The 16,110-nt window shown below is 36.2% G+C and carries 22 protein-coding genes; 2 read left to right on the forward strand and 20 right to left on the reverse strand.

What is annotated here, in order from left to right:
- Position 1: 1 nt before the first annotated feature.
- From WKH56_RS10620 to WKH56_RS10690, 15 genes are all read right to left on the reverse strand, one after another.
- Complete coding sequence (locus WKH56_RS10620; RefSeq protein WP_342835606.1) at positions 2-304, reverse strand: hypothetical protein; 303 nt, start codon at positions 302-304, stop codon at positions 2-4.
- Between the two features lie 41 nt (positions 305-345).
- On the reverse strand, positions 346-858 hold the full coding sequence (locus WKH56_RS10625) for a hypothetical protein (RefSeq protein WP_342835607.1): 513 nt from the start codon (positions 856-858) through the stop codon (positions 346-348).
- A gap of 73 nt (positions 859-931) precedes the next feature.
- Positions 932-1,501: a hypothetical protein gene (locus WKH56_RS10630; protein WP_342835608.1), complete on the reverse strand. Its 570-nt coding sequence runs from the start codon at positions 1,499-1,501 to the stop codon at positions 932-934.
- Positions 1,479-1,895, reverse strand: a complete 417-nt coding sequence (locus WKH56_RS10635; RefSeq protein ID WP_342835609.1) for a hypothetical protein — start codon at positions 1,893-1,895, stop codon at positions 1,479-1,481. Before WKH56_RS10635 ends, WKH56_RS10630 begins: the two co-directional genes overlap by 23 nt.
- Entirely contained in the window at positions 1,892-2,383 is a 492-nt protein-coding gene (locus WKH56_RS10640; RefSeq protein ID WP_342835610.1) for an HK97 gp10 family phage protein, read from the reverse strand. Before WKH56_RS10640 ends, WKH56_RS10635 begins: the two co-directional genes overlap by 4 nt.
- On the reverse strand, positions 2,361-2,735 hold the full coding sequence (locus WKH56_RS10645) for a hypothetical protein (RefSeq protein ID WP_342835611.1): 375 nt from the start codon (positions 2,733-2,735) through the stop codon (positions 2,361-2,363). The genes WKH56_RS10640 and WKH56_RS10645 overlap by 23 nt, the downstream gene beginning before the upstream one ends.
- Position 2,736: 1 nt before the next feature.
- Positions 2,737-3,108, reverse strand: a complete 372-nt coding sequence (locus WKH56_RS10650; RefSeq protein WP_342835612.1) for a hypothetical protein — start codon at positions 3,106-3,108, stop codon at positions 2,737-2,739.
- A 10-nt stretch (positions 3,109-3,118) separates the two neighbouring features.
- Positions 3,119-3,361, reverse strand: a complete 243-nt coding sequence (locus WKH56_RS10655; protein WP_342835613.1) for a Rho termination factor N-terminal domain-containing protein — start codon at positions 3,359-3,361, stop codon at positions 3,119-3,121.
- A gap of 52 nt (positions 3,362-3,413) precedes the next feature.
- Positions 3,414-3,563: a hypothetical protein gene (locus tag WKH56_RS10660; RefSeq protein ID WP_328264594.1), complete on the reverse strand. Its 150-nt coding sequence runs from the start codon at positions 3,561-3,563 to the stop codon at positions 3,414-3,416.
- 33 nt (positions 3,564-3,596) lie between these two features.
- Positions 3,597-4,616: a major capsid protein gene (locus WKH56_RS10665; protein ID WP_342835614.1), complete on the reverse strand. Its 1,020-nt coding sequence runs from the start codon at positions 4,614-4,616 to the stop codon at positions 3,597-3,599.
- A gap of 63 nt (positions 4,617-4,679) precedes the next feature.
- The gene (locus tag WKH56_RS10670) at positions 4,680-5,069 is read right to left on the reverse strand and encodes a hypothetical protein (protein WP_160203500.1); all 390 of its coding nucleotides are present in this window, start codon (positions 5,067-5,069) and stop codon (positions 4,680-4,682) included.
- A gap of 3 nt (positions 5,070-5,072) precedes the next feature.
- The gene (locus WKH56_RS10675; RefSeq protein ID WP_342835615.1) at positions 5,073-5,792 is read right to left on the reverse strand and encodes a hypothetical protein; all 720 of its coding nucleotides are present in this window, start codon (positions 5,790-5,792) and stop codon (positions 5,073-5,075) included.
- A gap of 97 nt (positions 5,793-5,889) precedes the next feature.
- Positions 5,890-7,005, reverse strand: a complete 1,116-nt coding sequence (locus tag WKH56_RS10680) for a phage minor capsid protein (protein WP_342835616.1) — start codon at positions 7,003-7,005, stop codon at positions 5,890-5,892.
- Complete coding sequence (locus WKH56_RS10685) at positions 7,002-8,603, reverse strand: hypothetical protein (RefSeq protein WP_342835617.1); 1,602 nt, start codon at positions 8,601-8,603, stop codon at positions 7,002-7,004. The genes WKH56_RS10680 and WKH56_RS10685 overlap by 4 nt, the downstream gene beginning before the upstream one ends.
- Positions 8,604-8,709: 106 nt before the next feature.
- Positions 8,710-9,570: a hypothetical protein gene (locus WKH56_RS10690; RefSeq protein WP_342835618.1), complete on the reverse strand. Its 861-nt coding sequence runs from the start codon at positions 9,568-9,570 to the stop codon at positions 8,710-8,712.
- 141 nt (positions 9,571-9,711) lie between these two features.
- On the opposite strand from WKH56_RS10690, the gene WKH56_RS10695 reads away from it, so the two are divergent.
- A complete protein-coding gene (locus WKH56_RS10695) occupies positions 9,712-10,065 on the forward strand; it encodes a hypothetical protein (RefSeq protein ID WP_342835619.1) in 354 nt (117 codons plus the stop codon).
- 332 nt (positions 10,066-10,397) lie between these two features.
- Positions 10,398-11,141: a hypothetical protein gene (locus tag WKH56_RS10700; protein ID WP_342835620.1), complete on the forward strand. Its 744-nt coding sequence runs from the start codon at positions 10,398-10,400 to the stop codon at positions 11,139-11,141.
- Positions 11,142-11,346: 205 nt separating this feature from the next.
- On the opposite strand, the gene WKH56_RS10705 is transcribed toward WKH56_RS10700, so the two are convergent.
- The 5 genes from WKH56_RS10705 to WKH56_RS10725 form a co-directional block, all read right to left on the reverse strand.
- Positions 11,347-12,624: a PBSX family phage terminase large subunit gene (locus WKH56_RS10705; protein WP_342835621.1), complete on the reverse strand. Its 1,278-nt coding sequence runs from the start codon at positions 12,622-12,624 to the stop codon at positions 11,347-11,349.
- Positions 12,617-13,486 (reverse strand): terminase small subunit, encoded by an 870-nt coding sequence (locus WKH56_RS10710; RefSeq protein WP_342835622.1) that lies wholly within the window; start codon positions 13,484-13,486, stop codon positions 12,617-12,619. Before WKH56_RS10710 ends, WKH56_RS10705 begins: the two co-directional genes overlap by 8 nt.
- Before the next feature lie 51 nt (positions 13,487-13,537).
- Positions 13,538-14,254 carry a hypothetical protein gene (locus tag WKH56_RS10715; protein WP_342835623.1) on the reverse strand — a complete coding sequence of 239 codons (717 nt, stop codon included), beginning with the start codon at positions 14,252-14,254 and terminating at the stop codon, positions 13,538-13,540.
- Between the two features lie 102 nt (positions 14,255-14,356).
- Positions 14,357-14,998: a hypothetical protein gene (locus WKH56_RS10720; protein ID WP_342835624.1), complete on the reverse strand. Its 642-nt coding sequence runs from the start codon at positions 14,996-14,998 to the stop codon at positions 14,357-14,359.
- A gap of 228 nt (positions 14,999-15,226) precedes the next feature.
- The gene (locus WKH56_RS10725) at positions 15,227-16,096 is read right to left on the reverse strand and encodes a hypothetical protein (RefSeq protein WP_342835625.1); all 870 of its coding nucleotides are present in this window, start codon (positions 16,094-16,096) and stop codon (positions 15,227-15,229) included.
- Between the last annotated feature and the right edge of the window lie 14 nt (positions 16,097-16,110).

Here is a 16,110-nt window from a genome sequence, read left to right on the forward strand (position 1 = left end):
ATCAGCCTCCTTCCTGTTCAGCTTTTAATTTCTTGAGCAATTCAATGTCTGTTTCAAATCGCTTATCCGCTTTTGAACCAGCTTTTACTTTTGGTTTGATCAATTCAATAAACTGGTTCCTTGCTTTCTTTACTTCTGAATCATCCGTTTGTAATGGATGCGAATGAGCAAGTGAAAGAAAGTTTATCCATCTCTCAAACTCTTTATTTTTCGCTTCCATTTCATCTTTATCTTTCAATAGGCTCATATGCCCTAGTGCTTCTCTAAGCGGTAATTTAAGGACTTCTGAGCGCCCACCAAGCAAAGGCGCAAGGCGATGAATTATTGCTTCATGCAGCTCTATTTTTATTTTGCCGCTGCTTTTGTTTTTGGTTTTTCCGTTGTCGTCTTCACTTTCTCCATGAAATTCTTGAACTTGAATTTTGTTTGCGTCAACGCTAAAGACTTTTTTGCGCGATTGATAAGATCATCCATATCATTCTCTTCTAAAACAGCATCATAAATGTCCATAACATCTTTAAGCTTTTGTCTTTCCATTACATCAAGTTCAACGCCGCTCAAGATGCTTAGTAATTTAAAAGCTTGGTCAGGCAATTCAACCGCTAACATATCAAAAGAAGCAATTGCTTTAGTAATTACATCTTGATCTGCTGCATCTTCATCTTCTAATCCCTGGCCGTTAGTTAGTGAACCAAACAATACTTTCAAATCATCATTTTCATTCACTTTAGCCATGATTTCTTTTATCGTTTTCATGAGCTGCTTAAATTGCAATACATCAATTTCTTCAACTTCATGATTTTCTTTTTTAACGTTACCTTCTTGATCTTTGATTTTTAATGTAATAACTGTTGCCATGTTATTTTCCTCCTTGGAATGAAAAAGAGGACTGAATTCAGCCCTCTTCTTTTTTTTAGATTATTTTATTTAATTAAGCTGCAGCGTTTGGATCTTTTGCACCAAGGTAGAAGAAGTTACCCGGCTTAGTAGCATCAAAGTTGTCACGGATGAACATAGACATTTCAATAGTAACGTTACCTTGTTCATTAGCAGAACTACGGTTAAAGTCACCGTCAGACGCCATTTTATAAATAGTGATATCCAATGATTGATCTGCACCTAATACACGTGGATGGATTTTTACGCGTTTAGCTTTACTTCTTAATGAAGTTCCTAAAGCCGCATCCATTAACCCTACTTTAGCGCCTGATGTTGCATCAGTAATTGCTACAGTTGCAGCCATCGCTAATTCAAAGTTATCAATGCTTTCTTCTGCTGCAGTAATGGTTAATTTCGCTTCCCAACCTACTAGAAATTTATCATAAACTGATTCGCCAAAATCAGCTACTTTAACTTCTGAAAATTGAGGTGTAATAACTAATTCTCCACCTTCTGCTTGTAGGTTGTCTTTACCGTTAAAGCTCATTACGTTAGCACCTTCACCAACTGTAATATCTGACATACCAAAAGGAATGCGTTTAGTTTGTGGTGTTCCCGCCATTGTTTATTTCCTCCCTCATAGTGATTAATAAATTCAGTGAATATTCCATTACATCGCCACTTACACCTAAGCGGCTAGGTTCCGATACCGCTTCAATGAAGTACACGCGGTAACATGTTTCAAGCTCAGGAACGCAAACAAGCTCCTCCACTGTTTTCATGTGAAAGAGCTTGTATAATTTATGAGCGGTTACTTCTGCTTCACTGAAATCAGAAGACCGAATAAATATCATATATTCCGGGCGGCGTGTTTGCGCTTCATCATTTTTATTCGCTGCGCGGCCACCTTCATAATAAACCGTGCCTGTTCTATCAAGTCCGGTGTAATAATCAACGGACCATTCCAAATCAGGTTTAACCGGTTTAGCTTGATTCATCAAAAATTCTTGGATCATTTAGAATCACCTTCTAAAGTTCTATCACGGATGCGTTCGTTCATGCTGTTATAATCCGCTTCTGTAGCGTTAATAGCATTCTGCATGAACTTTCTGCCCGGCTTATATCCACGCCAACGAGCCTTGGTTAGCGTTCTTCTACCCCGTCCATTCAGATAGTAACGCGGATATTTCGCGCCATTATCATATTTGGTGTGTGTGCCTGGACGATAAGGTTCTTCATGTCGGCGCCATGCATAAACAGAACTAGAACCACCTTCAACCACAATTTCTTGTCCAACACGCTTTGCTTCATCAAATGAAATAGAATCTTCTAAATCCCCTTCATCATGATGAACCAGCGCTTTAGCGCCTTCTTCTACAAGCTTGCCGTACATAGTCATTTCCTCAATTGCGATTGCTTCAAAGTTTTCCGGCATTTCTTCAAAGAGTTGTTCCAGCTCTTTCATGCCTTGAAATCCAACATCAATATGATCTCTTTTTGCCAACGTAAGCGGTCCTGTAATAAACTTTTTTGCCGGAATAATTAAGTGTCTCTTCTAACACTGTTACATCACCCCTGATTACATCACCGAACCGGCCAATCCATTCAATCTCAGAACCGTATTCAATTCGTGTATCAGATGGTAAGCTAACTTTAAGTGTTGAAGTAAACTTGGTTCCATCTGTTTCTTTTACTGTAGATGCAAATTTAGTTCCATCAGACAATTGAAATACTTCTGATGTGTATTGCACACGGGCTTTAGAAGTATCTTTAGAGAACACGGGCTTTCCATATTTATCTTTTTCACTGGTAGGCGTATAGATTGTTACTTTGTCTTTCATTGGCGGTGCTGGCATATCAAATTAACCTCGCTGTTCTTGCGCTGCTAGGCTTGATTTCCTTTTCTTTCTCCCGCGCAATGATCTCAATTACATCAGGTGAAATTTGTTGTGTTATATCATATGAAAAAGTTATATCTTCCACCTTCATGCTTTTTACACCTTGACGTTTGAACATCGCGTGTTCTTCCTCTTCACCTTCAATCATGTAGACCGTTTGTAGGCCGATGACTTTAGGCGTAAGATACTTTTCATCATAGAAGTTGGTAAGCTTGTCATAAGCGGTGAATACAAGCTTCTCCCTATCTTCCATAGATTTTTCCGTGTACACATCCGTGTATTTTATAGATTCCAGATAGGCGTTGACTAATTCAAATTCATAGCCATACATAAAGCTTCACCTACTTTTCTTTAACGGCTTTTAGAAGTTCATCCTTCTTCATATCGTTATAGCCTTCAACGCCTTTTTCAGCGGCTATTTCCTTTAATTCAGGAACCGTTTTTTCTGCAAGAATACTTTCTTCTGTTGGTCCCACTTTATCACCAAGATTCTTTGCTTGGTCCTCAGTTAATTCAATTTCTGTACCTGGACCAACTACTTTATCTTTATAAACTAAATAGGCTTGTGCTTTATATTGTGGCATTCCATTCACCCTTTCTTTTTAAAATAAAAAAGACAAAGCAATTCGCCTTGTCTTAGAGCTTCTTCACATATCCAATTGACTCAAAATAATCTGCTGATTTTTCATCAATCTCAAGCGTTTCACCTTTCACTTTTCCATCAATTTCAGCATCTAACACTTCAACTTCTACTTTTTTGTTTTCCTCTTTTTTAGCAGCTGGCATGTTGACCACTCCTTTTCATTTATTCTTTATTTATTAAGGTGTATAAACATCAAGGTGACGGATTAAGAAAGGATTCTCTAGTGTTGGGAACCCTGCACCATATGTTTCAATTACTGAGCGAATAGGACGCGTTAAGTCCTCATTGTTCAAGTAAATGCCCGGCTGAAAATCATTTTCCAGTGTAGGACCTAATAGATATTTACCTGCACCCTCTGAAATCATGACAATGCGGTTTACAGGCATAAATTCACGTACAATAGTTTGATTTGTGGCATTGTCTTTATAAGTCATTTTACGCTCAGAAACAATGCGTAGCGGCGGTAATTCGTAGCTGTTTAATAGTTCGCTTACTTCCGCTTGATTCACACGTGTTGAACCAGCTGGACGCCCTACTTCCGCAATGATCTTTGAGTTAGTTAGAATCTTAGCGTTAAGTTCACGGGATACTAACAGTTCATCCGGTGTTTTACCGCTGTTTGCATCTGCATAAGCTTGAACTTGAGCTAATAAGAAACCGATAATATCAAAATCAGCTTTGTTGAAATCATTACCTGCAGTTAATCCTACTTTGTTTTCTGCAGGGATACCGAAATCGAAGTTGATTTTCACGTTGTTCCCGCTATATGCTAACGTACCTTTCATAAGTGCTTCTAATTTTGCTAACTGAATAAGGCGTAGTGTACCGTTCACAATATCAATGTTTCGAACAACAACCTTATCAATCATTGCAGCTTCTTCACGGTCATTACGCGCTTCATTAATTGCTACTAACTCTTCATACGTAACGATATCTTGTAAACCGAACTGAGCGATTTCACCCATACGATCAGCTATAGCGTTACGATCTACAACCGGCGGTTCTGAACCCATACCGATATATCCGGCCATAAAGTTATTTGTTTTTACAATGTCATAAGCAAATTGACGGTTAAACGTTTCTTCTGTAGGCATGTAAGCGTCCGCTAATGTAAGTGGTGCATTAGCAACCGTTTCATCTACTAGCCCACGTAATGCAGGCTTTTGGAATTGTTTTAAATGTGTAATACCAGCCATAATATAATTTCCTCCTTGTTTTTAGGCATAACAAAAGCGCCACCTGTTTAGGTAAGCGCCTGATTAAATATGTTTAACGTATCGAATAAGCGGGCGTGTAGCCGTTTTAAATGTTTCTGTTACTGTAGAAGGTAATTTAGCATCATAAACAGAAGCACGAATAAGAACTTCTCCTACAATCACATCGTTCTTACCATCGCAATCTACATCAACATTCAGTAAAGCGAATTCATCAAATCCCGTTGGAAGTGTACCAGCTGTAGCTTCTTTGTAAACTTCAAATTTACCTGATGTTGTGTTACGTGCAATAGGCGTTCCAACAGGTAAATATTTCGCTCCAATTTTAGCAGCGTCTAAAGTTGCGCCACCTTCAATGTATTGCATATGAACAGAAGCTAAAATGTTTGTACCGCCTTTGAACGGTGTACGTTCAGATTTTAAATTGTACGGCATTTGTTAGTCCTCCTTTTTATTTCGGTTACGTTTTGCCATTACACGTTGATAGCTTGCAACACCAACATCATAACCGTCTTTTTCTTTTGGCTTGGTGTTCCCTTTTTGAGTAGAACCAGCGGAATAAAAACCCTTTTTCTTTGTTGTTTTTTCTTCCTCTTCATCTGAATCTTCTTGAGCTTTGAGGTATTGCGGGAACTCTTCCTGTAACTCTTCAAATAGTTCATCCAAGTTTTCCGGCTCTCCATCTTCATCAAGCTCAATATCATCAACATTAATTAAACGAGCAAGCAATTTTGGATCAACGCCATTATCAATAGCAAATTCCTTTACTGTTGCACGTTTTTCTCTACGTTCAGCACGTAGGAGCTTTTCCTCTTTGGCTTTCAATTCTGATTTCAATTCATCTGCATCTTCATGATCTTCCTTATCAGAACCTTTGCCTTTGTCTTTACCTTTTTCAGCCTTTTCTTTGAGTTGGCGATACTCTTCAACGTCCACATCTTCAAACTTCTTCATACGCTTTCCAAGCTGAGTTTTTAGCAGTTCTTGATACTGCTTCTTTAGCTTTGGATCTTTTTTTATCAATTCTGCTAAATTTGGTTCATCATCCGGGTTAGTGTCATCATCATCATCAGGATCACCGCCTGAATCAGAAAAGAATTGAATAGGTAAGCGTACTAAAGGATGAAACGTTGGTTGAAATAATGGTTTTGCAAACATGGTCTTTCTCCTTTCCGCTGCTTGAGGTGCAGGAACCTATATACTCATGCAGTTTATAACGTCACCAGCATGGTTATGGACAAAATAAAAAGAGCAACTATTTAGCAGCTCTCATTTCACGTGACGCATTACGATATTTAGCTTTTACTTTTTGCCATGATGGACTATTAACCCGCTTCATTCTTCTAAAAGCACCGATAGTTTTAGGGGCACCGCTCCCTAACACGGCTTTATATCGCTCATACATCTTTAATTCCTCATGAGCTTTACGCCTAATATCCTGTTCTTTCTTGTAGGCTCTTTGTTGGCTAGTAGAACGAATATCTTCTTTTGGTTTCCAGGTCTTCCACTTATCCTTTTCCTTCTGAATCTCTTCTTTTGTTTTAAAAGCAATTACAAAAGGAATTATGGTGTGTCTGCAGTTAGGATGAAAAGGAGGTAATTGAACCCCGCCATCATTGATTGATTTAAAACCAGGATTATCACCGGTTAAGCTAATAACCATTCCTTGAAACCCTGCGCACACATGGCACGTTGGAGCGTGTTGACTTACTTTTACAAGGGTAACACCGCTTTCTATATAGCGGTTTGCAGCTCCTTGTGTATTAGCTTCACGCATTTTAGTTCTTACTACAGTTCCAGCGTATTTATCAACCCTTAACCTTCTGCGCTTTCCTTTTTTATCAGGTGCAGTTAAAAAAGCAGTTAACCCTTCTTCCTGGAATGCTTTTGCTAGTCTCTTTCTTACAACCCTATTGTGATTACCAATAATTAAACCATCTGCAATTTCTTTCTTAACCTTCTTCAACACCTTATTAATAGTGGTTCTAGTGCTTTTCTTAGCGGTCCTTATAGCTGCTTTTAAATCGGTTAGCGTATCACTAACAATCTTTTTAACTGCAGCAATGTGTATTTTTCGTTGGAACCCTTTTGCAATGAAACCTCTTTTAGTCATCGCATAAGCACCATCTGTTTTAGCTCCCGCTTTTTCTAATGATGCACTTGCTTTATCTACGGCTAGATAATATGCCTTCTCAAGCTCTTTTGGCATTACTTCACTCGCTTTGATACCTAAACCATCTAAAGCTTTTAAAATAGCTGAAATAAGCGCCTGAGCGTTTTTATCTTCACTTAGATTAGAAGCGAAAACAATTTTATTTAATATCTGTTGGATGACATCAGCAAAGTGTTCTATAAGCTGATTTGAATTCATTCTTCATCATCTTCAACTTCAATCGGATCACCATTTATATCACGGTTATCATCTAAATTATCACCATCTTGGCCGCCGTTCTGAATAGTTACGCTATCTACGGTTTCCCGCTCCATTTCAATGCGCTCTATTTCTTCTTGAATCCATTCTTCTGATGCAGTAGGATTTGTTTTTCTTACGAATGTTTCAAGTGACATACCGCCGCCTTCAAACGCTGGTAAGTTCTCAGTGATTAGATCCGTTCTTGTTACAGGAACCATACTATTTAAAGCAATATCAGGTTCTTCAATTTGAACTGCTTTATCATCCTGGTTCAATAACCATAAGCAGCTACGGATTAATTGTTTAAGAAAATAGATGTATTCTTGCTGAATCTGTTCAGCTTTTACGATGGATACGAATAGATCATAGAACTTGGCTACACCACTAACAGCTCCATTTGATGAAGAATCAGCGTAAAAATCCAATGCCTTTTCTGATGTACGTGTTTCCATCAGCATAGTTTTCATGAGGTCCTTGGCCCATTCTAAACCACCGATATTTTTAACATCTACTTGAATAACTTCCATTGCGCGTCCCTGGTCATCAAACGTAGTAATTTCTAAATCTCTATGATCAATGTGGCCATTGCCTTCACCATATCTTTCTTCTGACTTAGACATTAGATCATCAAACACCGCTTGACTAATAGCAATACGTGGTTTTGAATTTCGTTCGTACACAATCCCGGTGTTGGTTAATCTCCAATTTATCTCTTCCTGCTTTCCAAACAGATTACGTAAATCAGATACACCTAACGGATTCATGAAGGTTTTATTATTCGGCCAATAGCTAATGAACATTTGAGAGCGTCCAGTAAAAGTATTTTTTAACTTATCCTTCTTCAATATCTCTTTAGCGGTTGCATCATCAAGCCTTGTCATTCTTGTACCTTCTAACAAAAACAACATGTCTTCTACATCTAGGTTTCCTTTGTTTTGGCGCTCCCTGTATACGTGGATATAATCCTTTTCATCTATGGTGCGTTTATAAGCCAAATCAGCACCTAAACCATCTTCATGAGGAAAATATACATCCCTTGATTTGAATTCAATCCTGATGCCATTTTCATCATTCCAAGGCACACCAACCAATCCACCATCAACTTGATGCTGAACAATATTGCTCCAATGTTCTAACTGCAGCTTACTATTTGTTTCGATCTGCTCAAGCACTTCATTCTGCAGATCATCAATTTCACTTGATTCACCGGATGTTGGCCCGTCAATAAATTCATCCGTTTCTTCATTGGCCGCTTCACTATCTTCTTTATCACTTGGAATAGCAGAAGTTATTTTTCCAATAGAGCGGGCAACTAGCATAGCGGGAACTTCCGCAATGAGTTTACAAAGGTTTGCGATGATGTAAGGCGTTTGAACGTTCTTCGCTTTCGCTGGTCCGTTATAATAGCGGTCTGTAATCTCACCGTTTTCTATGAGGTCTTTTGCTCTAGGGAACACTTCAGCATGGTTGCCTTCATACAAGTCACGATGCAAATAGATATCACCGTGTACATTAGATATGATTTTATCATTCCATTCTGTCCATTCAATTGTCATATATTCATCAATCCCCCTCCAATACAAAAAACCACGGGAATATATAAGTTCACGTGGCTTTTTGTGATTTACACTAATGATAAATATTTTTAAAAGTTTTTTATCTTTATTTAAAATTAAAATCTATTGGCTGTTGGTTTGTTTTTCCGGTGGTTGGTGTATAAGTAATTGATGCAGGTCCCCAACCGACACTTACACTGTATCCACCAAAAACATCCGGCACTGATTGAGCGTATTTTCCAACAACTCTTCGTTGGGCTTTTGACTTCAATGCTTGCATTCTTAATTTAACAGTACCTTTGTAGACAGATTTAACTCCTCTATTCCCAATAGTATCTTTTTTGAATTGCCAACTTGCCCCATACATATTAATTTCAGTCGGTCTTTTAGTATCTGTGTTAGGGCACCAAGTCGAAGTACTGTCATACCAGCTACCTTTATTATTATATTTTGTTTGCGAGCCACAACTGTATTGACCAGCAATTATATTCCAATCTTTAGGGACAGCTATGCCAATACTATCTCTACTGATTCCATACCTTCCATAAAAACTGTTACCCGGAGTACTTTTCCATTCATAAGTTAAGTAAATATCTTTGTAATATTTTTTATTAACTAGCATATCGAAGGATTGAAATGTTAACTTTAAAGTTGTAGTTGGAATATTATCTAGTTTATGAACTTTATTAGGATTAATCTTAGTTAATTTACCAGTTACTGAGTTCTGTTGATATGTTTCAGTATATAGGTTATCAAACTTCAAATTAGTTCCGGAGTTTTCGATAATCATTCTTTTCTCAAAGAAATTCAAGTTAGATAATTGCCCCCTTGGATATCCTGAATTAATAAGTATTTTATCCATTTTTTGTTCTGATAAATTGTTATTGTTATTAGCAAAAGTATCCCCAGGTAATAATAACAGTAAAAAGCTTGTGATTAAAAGAAATGAAAGAATATTTTTGTTCATTTAACCTCTCCTCTAACTGCATAGTAATTTACATATAACCAAATTTGTCCAAATTATACATTTAATTATTTTCCTTTTAATAATTGCTAAATTGAACTATATTTATATACAACAAGGCATAATTAGGAGGTATTCATAAAAATGAAAGTTAAAAGAAATGTCATAATACTCAGTTCATTTTTAATACTCATTGCTTTTATAGTTTTTATTAATTACGAACATCAAGAAAAGAGTTCTGAGACTTCCTATATTAAAATACTAGATAAAGGCGAAAAAAATGGTCATTATTGGGTATTAGCAAAAGATCCAAATGCTTTCGAAGAATCTAAATTTAAAATCACAATTGATAACGAAAACACATGGAATTTGATTCAAAAAAATAAAGAATATTTTTCTACCTATTCATATGTAACAAAATCTAAAAAAGCTGAATTAGAAAATATAAGTCTTCCAGGACAATTACAAAAAGATCAAAAAGCTCACAAAAATAATTAATACTCTTTAAATTAAGTTCTTGTCATTTCAACACTAACAAGGTTATGTGGGCTACGTTCAAATTATAAACGAAATAATCTGAAAAGACTATAAAATTCCACGAAAATACTTTAAATTACAATATTTGTATTAAATATAGACGATTACCACCATCCCCATTTACATTTCATTGCAAGATTAAAACCTTTAGATTAATCAAATCTAAAGGCTTTTTTTATATAGCAACCCAAATTCACCTATGCATCACTACACTTTTTATAGCAAGTCCAAACTTTTTCAATCTCTTTGCATATTCTGTTGATGTAAGTACCTTTATGAAAGGAGAAGATAATATGGATATTCTTATTATTTTGCTACTTATTTTCTTAGTCTTAGCCGTTATTTTAAGAGATACCTTCACCCCTCCCCCTGGGCCTAACTACAATCTATTTAGCCTTCCTTTACCTCAACCACCGGGGGTTATGAACTTACCAGAAAATATTTACTTTTATATTGATAAACGTTTCACGGCTGCACAAGTCAGTCGTATTAAAACCATTATTGCTGATGTATTAGGTCAATGGAAAGCTCATCTTACACAAAAATGGAATGGGGGCTTGAATAACGGTGTTTCAGCTTGGGCTGCTTGTGTTCAGACTTATGCAGTTAATGGCTTAAAACCATATTGGCAGAATGCGCCTGTCCCTAATGGTCAAACAGCACTTAACATTGCTATGGATGAGTTTACACAACTATTTCGTGACAACGGCTTTAGACGCTCAGCACCCGCAATAATTGATTATCGTATTCCATATCCAATAACAAGCTCCACCATATTCGGTGCACAGGCTTATCGAAGAACTAGAGTACCTTTATCAATTACAGTCAATCCTAAGCAGATAGATAGAATGGATATTAGTAACGGAGTCCTGGAAGGTTCATTAGTACATGCCTGGCTCCATCGGGCTGGTTTTGATCATCCATTTCACGTGTATACCACTTATTTTAGTGGTGAGGCTGCTATGTGTTATATGCGTGGTTACCTTCCTAAAAATCCTGCTGTACCAGATCCTGTTTTCACTCAGTTTTTTGACTAATAATAGGGAAACTAAGATTGTATATGATATGCAATCTTAGTTAACATAATAATTCTTACAGGAACCAAACAACGACAAAGAACCCCACAACAGCAACGTTTGTGAAGCTTCCAAAAACACCCCTTTATACATTGTTTTATACATCGTTGATTTAACAACGTTTGTAAAAGAGCGAACGCGATTATTTCCCGTATTTTTTGTATAATCACCAAGCACTTGAACTACTGGAACCAGCGCGTTTTTTAAATACGATTGTATTAACAAAATAGCGGTCTGAATCTAGGTGATGGTCATTCTTTTTAATTGGCTTTTCTTCGCCCCTATCCGCTGCCTTTTCGTCCCAAATGTAAGAAGCAAATTCACGGAACGTTTCTTTGCAACAGTCATTGTAATAAATGAGCTTACGCTTCAAGGCGCTTGCTACGTTGCGTATACCGTCCACTACATCATTGATAGCTTTGATAACTCTAAAACCATCCTTCTTTAACTGAGCAATGAAACTAGCAGCTGATGGATCTACAATAGCCCCTCTTATTCGGGTACCTTCCACAAAGGCTTTTAAGTCCTCACTGTATTCTGAATCTGTACGTTGTTTAGACTCTTTACGGCCTTCATAATGATATTCTTTGATCTTGTACCATTTATTCTTTAACTTGCCCCACAAACCGAATACGGTAGGGTTTTGTGTACCATAGTCAATTGCTACATAGTATTCAGTGTAAGGTCTGTCTTCTGTATCTACTACATTATCATCGTGATTGAACATATCGTAAATAACACCTTCTGCAAGGACCCACAAACCAAGCACATAACGGTTATAGAAGATACCTGAATACATACGTTTATAACGCTCTTTAACCCGCTCAGATAGCGATAAATTATCATCCATTGTAAAATGCAAATGCACCATACGTTTTTCTGTTAATTGATCTAAATATTCAAGCTTAAACCAATGATAAGGACCAGCTGGATTGCAGTTGAACCACATCTTCGCACCTTCTACAGAACAACGCGCGGTTGCTTGATTAACAAATGATTGTGGCATAAGCGCAACTTCATCAAAGAACATGCCCGCTAATGTAATACCTTGGATAAGATCCTGTGAACTTTCATCTTTCCCACCGAAAACGTAAAAGTAATTGACTTTGCCTTGAAAGCTAATTGTTAAATAGTTATCAGCACGATGATCTTTTACTTTGTATCCACGCGTTTTTAACATACGCTTGAGCGGGTTTAATACGTTACGCCGCAAAGCTCCAATAGTTTTTCCGGCCATCCCTACATTTTCTTCATTGAAAGTTTCCATAGCCCACATAACGTAAGAAAGAGACATTACAACCGTTTTACCAGCACGAACAGAACCATCACAAATAATTCCGTCATTGTCTTTCACATGTGAATCTTTTCGCCACCATGTTAAGACCTGCAGCTGCTTAGTTGAAAAAGGTTTAAATTTAAAAGGAGCTGGTTTCTTTTTAATCATTGCCCCACACCTCAGCGGTTTTACCATCTAATGCTTCAATGAATCCATCGCTTTCAAACTCTTCACTATCTCCACCATCTTTAGCGGCTTTTATTTGTGCAAGTTTAAGCTTCTCTTCTTCTATCTCACGTTTGAACTTATCAGGGAACAGATCAAAGTATAAAGACAGTTTTTCCAGAGCTTTCATTTTATCTGCTAATTTAACAGATATACCATCACGGCCCTGCTTAACTTCTGATATCAATGTACCATCAATCATTTTTGATTCATTGAATTCAACGTAGTTAACCATCCTAGTTATTACGTTACCGTCTTCATCTTTTATTGGACCGAACGCGCCCATCACTTCCACTTCTTTTTGTCCAAACGTTAGATAATCAGTTACATCAGCAAAGGCGATTTTTACCCACTTCTGCAACACATCCATTGCGTCTATGAATATTCCTTGTGTCATGTCCTGTTTGATGCACTTGATTTCCTTTGAAACCTTAGCATGTCTTAACAACCTGCTTCCTTCCACATGCGCGCTTTCAGGTGCATAACCGGCTTTTATTGCTGACTGAGTAGCATTGAAGCTCTTAACGTAATACAAACAAAAAAGCCTTTGCCTATCGGTTAATTCATCCGATTCCACAACGGCTTCTATTGCATCATCACGTATTAGATTAGTAGTTGCATCCTTTTTCTTTTTGGTTGCAACCTTCTTTGGTTTGGTTGCATCTTTTTTAGTTGCACGTTGCCACTTCTCACGGCTCTTTCTACTCTTCAATGTTCCTAGCTTAATATCATATTTATCAGCTAACGCTGAAAGGGTTATATTACTGGTTTCGAATTCTTCTCGTATCACATCCCAGTTTTTCATCTACATCACCACTGCCTCCATATCTACAAAACAAAAGAGAGCTACAAATATTTAGCTCCCTTTTTCCAAGTGTTCTATTTCTTTTTTTAAATAAACATTAATTTTGGCACATACACCAGCTGTATACAACGTCAATTCCTCTAACGGTTCCCTAATAATACGTGGGTTAGGAATAGTTTTTCGTGGTGGCATAATTACCTCTTCATAAACAACTTCAGATTTAGGATGAGTAAAATTGGCACGAATAACATCTACTAATTTTTCATGAAGTGCCATTATCTCTTCTAAATCTTTATCTAAACCTTCAACAAAAGGCTCTAATCCTTTCAACCTTCTTCTGAAAGCTATAATATTATTTTGACTTTGATCGTCCCTTTGGCGTAACTCTTCTTGCTTAATTTTAAGCTTATAGTAATCCATCAACAAACTTAGAGAACTAGCAAACTCTCGATTGGTTTCTGCTAACAAAGAATATGTCTCTTGGTACTTCTCAATACGTAATTGCGTTGCTAAAAACTGTTTTTCCCTTTTGTTATCTTTCTCAGATTGTAAATTTATTTGTTTATGAGCAACGAAATAAGCAATCACACCAGCTGCTAAGGCTCCTATAATTGCTCCTAAGTAACCGCCCCAGAAACCTATCCACGCGTCAGTATTCCCGGGAGCAAAACTAGTCCATTTCCAAGTCATTCCCCACGCAACAAAAAGTACAGGGATTAATAGTATAATTACTACAACAATACCAATTAACCACTTTTTCATTTTCAATTATACTGCTCCTTCAACTCATATAATACATACGAAATCCCTTATAACATAACTTCCATTAGATTAAATTTAAATCTCTTGAAAAATAGGGTTACCTTTATATTAGTTATCCATACTATCTATAATTCTCTCTATTCTTTTTATTGGTATCTCTCTATGTAAAAGTTTTTTCATTCTCTCTTGGACAGCATGCGGAGTCAGATCCTTGTTTCTTGATACAATGTTCCGTATTACTTGTGCTTCTACTTCTCTTATTTGTGAGTCATCATATTCATGCACATAAGGGTTTGATGATACTTTAGGGTTTATAATAGGGAAACGTTTTAATTCTTCATTCACTTGTTCAAGAAGTTCCGTACCTAGATTATCTAGTAATTGCTTCACTTCTTCCTTAGTGTAATTATCTTTTTCATCTTGTTCATCTGTATAGCTTTCTATAGTTTCCTGTGCCCGACTAATAAAACCAACATCTATTTTCCTAATATTTTCATCAACGTTACTTATTTTTGATTCTATATTATTTAATAGAAAAGAAGTTTGTTCGTTTACTCTTCTACCATCACTATCTTGTTTTAGGGCAATAAAAATAGCTATAATGGCTAAAGCAATTGAAACAGAACTTGATATAAAAGAAAATAAATTCGTTACTTCTTGATTATCGCTTAAACGATAAGTAAGAATAAGTATAATAATTGCTGTTAAAACCCCTACTAACCAAGCCCAATCTCTATTCGTCCATTTCATTAGTTCATCTCCTCCACTCACCATTATATAACAACAAAAACAATTATTGTTATATAAAGATTTTTTTTCATTAGGACAGTTAAAAAAGCACCCTCGAAAGGATGCTCTTCAAAATATTCACTTACGTCTTTTTTTTTATGCTCAAGTCCCTCTATTTTTAGAAAAAGACTTTCCTTTTTAAGCGTCAATTATGAGTTTTCTATAAGAATAATCCATTCTTTTTGAACATCAATATTGAACCTTACCATAAATTTGTTTATCTATGTCATTTATTATAAATTTTAAAACAACAAGTATATCGTTAGATTTATTAACTAAATCATTAAATATATTTTCAAATTCTACTGCTTGTGAACTCTCAATACTTTCTTGATAAATTTTTTCAGCAACTGGATTGGGTAACGGAATTCGTTGGGAATCAGTGGCACTTGTATCATTTAAATTCAACGCGCATATACCTTGTATAAATTTATCTTTATCTTTTAAGAGTTGTCTTGCCTGGCTAAATTTATAAAATAATCCTATCCTATCTACTATATACTTACTACCAGAATAACTACCTACTTGGATTTCTGTAACTCTTATTACTTCTTTCGTCAATTTTTCTCTATATTCCATATATTCATTTATTTTTTGTGTAAATTGATCTAATTGTTGGCTTAAGAGGTTACTGATATATAAAGATCTGTTATCTTTTTTGATGCTTTCCCATTCGCTAAAACTATTCACTTCATCTTTATATTTTATTTCATGGTATAAACCTTCGGGGTAACTTTCACTTACCATATAATTATTTACCTTTAACATGTTATTATAAAGCGGAGCAAATATTTCCTTTTTTCTAGATTCCATTTCCTTTCTTTTAGCATCTCGAGAATATGCCTTACTAGTATTAAAATATGTTATTATTCCCGTTACCGCAGACCCGCATAACACACCTATAATACCTATGTAGTTTTGATTAATTTTAAATTTACTTATATCACCTTTATGTTTAACCAGAACAACAATTAACAATATTGCTATAATAGCTATCGCAATACGTTTCGCGTATTTTAAGCCTTTCCATTTGATAAAGTATTTTGTTTTTAATCTCATTTGAATATCTCCCT

It is taken from the genome of Priestia sp. SB1, from assembly GCF_038898415.1.

Bases quoted from the DNA above. Each gene is read 5' to 3' on its own strand.
- WKH56_RS10625 (WP_342835607.1), bottom strand. From the start codon at position 858: ATGGCAACAGTTATTACATTAAAAATCAAAGATCAAGAAGGTAACGTT.
- WKH56_RS10630 (WP_342835608.1), bottom strand. From the start codon at position 1,501: ATGGCGGGAACACCACAAACTAAACGCATTCCTTTTGGTATGTCAGAT.
- WKH56_RS10635 (WP_342835609.1), bottom strand. From the start codon at position 1,895: ATGATCCAAGAATTTTTGATGAATCAAGCTAAACCGGTTAAACCTGAT.
- WKH56_RS10645 (WP_342835611.1), bottom strand. From the start codon at position 2,735: ATGCCAGCACCGCCAATGAAAGACAAAGTAACAATCTATACGCCTACC.
- WKH56_RS10650 (WP_342835612.1), bottom strand. From the start codon at position 3,108: ATGTATGGCTATGAATTTGAATTAGTCAACGCCTATCTGGAATCTATA.
- WKH56_RS10655 (WP_342835613.1), bottom strand. From the start codon at position 3,361: ATGCCACAATATAAAGCACAAGCCTATTTAGTTTATAAAGATAAAGTA.
- WKH56_RS10660 (WP_328264594.1), bottom strand. From the start codon at position 3,563: ATGCCAGCTGCTAAAAAAGAGGAAAACAAAAAAGTAGAAGTTGAAGTG.
- WKH56_RS10665 (WP_342835614.1), bottom strand. From the start codon at position 4,616: ATGGCTGGTATTACACATTTAAAACAATTCCAAAAGCCTGCATTACGT.
- WKH56_RS10670 (WP_160203500.1), bottom strand. From the start codon at position 5,069: ATGCCGTACAATTTAAAATCTGAACGTACACCGTTCAAAGGCGGTACA.
- WKH56_RS10675 (WP_342835615.1), bottom strand. From the start codon at position 5,792: ATGTTTGCAAAACCATTATTTCAACCAACGTTTCATCCTTTAGTACGC.
- WKH56_RS10680 (WP_342835616.1), bottom strand. From the start codon at position 7,005: ATGAATTCAAATCAGCTTATAGAACACTTTGCTGATGTCATCCAACAG.
- WKH56_RS10685 (WP_342835617.1), bottom strand. From the start codon at position 8,603: ATGACAATTGAATGGACAGAATGGAATGATAAAATCATATCTAATGTA.
- WKH56_RS10690 (WP_342835618.1), bottom strand. From the start codon at position 9,570: ATGAACAAAAATATTCTTTCATTTCTTTTAATCACAAGCTTTTTACTG.
- WKH56_RS10695 (WP_342835619.1), top strand. From the start codon at position 9,712: ATGAAAGTTAAAAGAAATGTCATAATACTCAGTTCATTTTTAATACTC.
- WKH56_RS10700 (WP_342835620.1), top strand. From the start codon at position 10,398: ATGGATATTCTTATTATTTTGCTACTTATTTTCTTAGTCTTAGCCGTT.
- WKH56_RS10705 (WP_342835621.1), bottom strand. From the start codon at position 12,624: ATGATTAAAAAGAAACCAGCTCCTTTTAAATTTAAACCTTTTTCAACT.
- WKH56_RS10710 (WP_342835622.1), bottom strand. From the start codon at position 13,486: ATGAAAAACTGGGATGTGATACGAGAAGAATTCGAAACCAGTAATATA.
- WKH56_RS10720 (WP_342835624.1), bottom strand. From the start codon at position 14,998: ATGAAATGGACGAATAGAGATTGGGCTTGGTTAGTAGGGGTTTTAACA.
- WKH56_RS10725 (WP_342835625.1), bottom strand. From the start codon at position 16,096: ATGAGATTAAAAACAAAATACTTTATCAAATGGAAAGGCTTAAAATAC.